Origin of the sequence: Kitasatospora sp. NPDC059088 (assembly GCF_042738155.1) — a bacterium.
Lineage (GTDB): Bacteria > Actinomycetota > Actinomycetes > Streptomycetales > Streptomycetaceae > Kitasatospora.
In genome coordinates this window covers 1-2,353 of record NZ_JBHYGR010000283.1, presented here as the reverse complement: position 1 = coordinate 2,353, position 2,353 = coordinate 1, and the positions used below count along the sequence as shown (strand labels likewise).

The window sequence follows — 2,353 nt, the reverse complement described above, 5'->3', positions numbered from 1 at the left end:
GCCCGCCGCGCGCGCCCGGCCCCCCCCCCCCGCGCCCCCCCCCCCCCGCCCCCGCCCCCCCCCCCGGCGCTGGCCCCCGCGGAGCCGGCTGCCGTCGGCCGGCGGCGCGAGGCCGGGGCGGCCGGTCACGGGGGTGCGGCCGCCCCGCCCGCCCGCCCGCGCCGGGCCCGGCGCGGCGAACGCTCCGACGAGGGCCTGCCGGCGGAGGAGAAGGGCACCGCCCGCACCTCCCGCAAGCGGGCCGAGGAGCAGACCGACCCGGAGACCCGGGCCCGGGACATCTGCCTGCGGCTGCTCACCGGCACCGCCAAGAGCCGCAAGCAACTCGCCGACGCGCTGCGCAAGCGGGAGATTCCGGAGGACGTCGCCGAGCAGGTGCTCACCCGGCTGGAAGAGGTCGGGCTGATCGACGACGCGGCCTTCGCCGCGGCCTGGGTGGAGTCCCGGCACGCCGTCCGGGGCCTGTCCCGGCGGGCGCTGGCCCAGGAGCTGCGCACCAAGGGCGTCGCCGCCGACCTGGTCGAGCAGGCCCTCGTCCAGGTCGACCACGACGACGAGACGGACGCGGCCCGGGCGCTGGTCGAGCGCAAGCTTCGGTCCACCCGCGGCTTGGACCCGCAGGTCCGCACCCGGCGGCTGGTCGGCGTGCTGGCCCGGCGCGGCTACTCCGAGGGCCTGGCCTTCCGGGTGGTGCGCGCCGCGCTGGAGGAGGAAGCGGCCGCGGACCCGTCGGGACACGCGGGGGAGTAGTGGCAGTTCGGTGGCATTCTTGGTCCGGACCAGGCCGAGTCTTGACCCTTTCGTGACCCGCACCTAGCCTCGCACGCATGAGGATCTCGGCGGGCACCGCTACCGGTGGCTCCCTGGTGCCGATCGTCGGGTCGGCCGTCGCCGTCCTGCTGGTGATCGCGGTGCTGGTCGTGCTGGTGTTCAGGCGCTCACAGGCCGCCCGGCGGCAGGCGCTGGCCGAGGCCGGCCGCCGGCAGGACGAACTCGCGCGGCGCGAGGAGGACTTGGCCGAGGAGCTCCGCCGGCTGCGCCAGCGCGAGGACGAACTGGCCGCGCGCTCGGCCGAGTTGGAGCACTCCCGGGGCGAGGTCGAGGCGCTCGCGGCCCGCCGGGCGGCGGCCCTGGAGCACGCCGCCGGGCTCTCCGCCGAGCAGGCGCACGCCCAACTGCTGCGCGAGGCCGAGGAGTCGGCCCGGCGGGAGGCGGCCGTCACGGTCCGGGAGATCGAGCGCGGGGCCAAGGAGGAGGGCGAGAGCCGGGCCCGGTCCATCCTGGCCGGGGCGATCCAGCGGCTGGCCTCGGAGCAGACCGCGGAGACCGCCGTCACCGTCTTCCGGCTGCCGGGCGAGGAGATGAAGGGCCGGATCATCGGCCGCGAGGGCCGCAACATCCGCGCCTTCGAGGCGGTCACCGGCGTCAACCTGATCATCGACGACACCCCGGCCTCGGTGCAGCTCTCCTGCTTCGACCCGGTCCGCCGGGAGGCCGCCCGGCTCACCCTGGAGCAACTGGTCGAGGACGGCCGGATCCAGCCGAGCCGGATCGAGCAGGTCCACGAGCGCAGCCGGGCCGAGGTCGAGCAGCGCTGCGTCCGGGCCGGCGAGGACGCCCTGCTGGACGCCCGGATCGGCGGGCTGCACCCCGAACTCGTCCGTACCCTGGGCTCCCTGCGCTACCGCGCCTCCTACGGGCAGAACGTGCTCGGCCACCTGCTGGAGTCCGCGCACCTGGCCGGGATGATGGCCGCCGAACTGGGGGTGGACCCGGAGCCGGTGCGCCGGGCGGCGCTGCTGCACGACATCGGCAAGGCGCTCACCCACGAGGTCGAGGGCAGCCACGCGGCGGTCGGCGCGGACTTCGCCCGGCGGCACGGGGAGTCCCCCGAGGTGGTGCACGCGATCGCCGCCCACCACGGCGAGGTGGAGCCCCGTACGGTGACGGCCGTGCTGACCCAGGCCGCGGACGCCTGCTCGGGCGGGCGGCCGGGGGCGCGCAAGGAGTCGCTGGAGCTGCACGTGCGGCGGCTGGCCCGGCTGGAGGAGATCGCCCGTTCGCACGCCGGGGTGGCCGAGGTGTACGCGATGCAGGCCGGGCGCGAGGTGCGGGTGATGGTCCGGCCGGACACGGTGGACGACCTCGGGGCGGAGCTGATCGCCCGGGAGGTGGCCCGGCAGGTCTCGGCGGAGCTGACCTACCCGGGCCAGATCCGGGTGACGGTGGTGCGGGAGAGCCGGGCCACGGCGGTGGCGGGTTAGGGCCTGTCCGGCGGATCTTGCCAGGCGCGCGACGCCGGGCATCCCGCCTGGACGCACGCCCGAATCGCCCAAGTACGTCCAGTACGAGG

The 2,353-nt window shown here is 76.8% G+C and carries 2 protein-coding genes; both read left to right on the top strand.

The genetic code is table 11. From position 1 onward, the window contains the following. Window positions 1-750, top strand: a 750-nt coding sequence (locus ACFWXO_RS45320; protein ID WP_380533115.1) for a regulatory protein RecX, incomplete at its 5' end; no start/stop codon positions are given. Window positions 751-827: 77 nt separating this feature from the next. Then, window positions 828-2,264: a ribonuclease Y gene (gene rny, locus ACFWXO_RS45315; RefSeq protein ID WP_380533112.1), complete on the top strand. Its 1,437-nt coding sequence runs from the start codon at window positions 828-830 to the stop codon at window positions 2,262-2,264. The last annotated feature ends 89 nt before the right edge of the window (window positions 2,265-2,353 follow it).

Coding starts and splice junctions, on each gene's coding strand:
- rny (WP_380533112.1), top strand. CDS start 828: ATGAGGATCTCGGCGGGCACCGCTACCGGTGGCTCCCTGGTGCCGATC.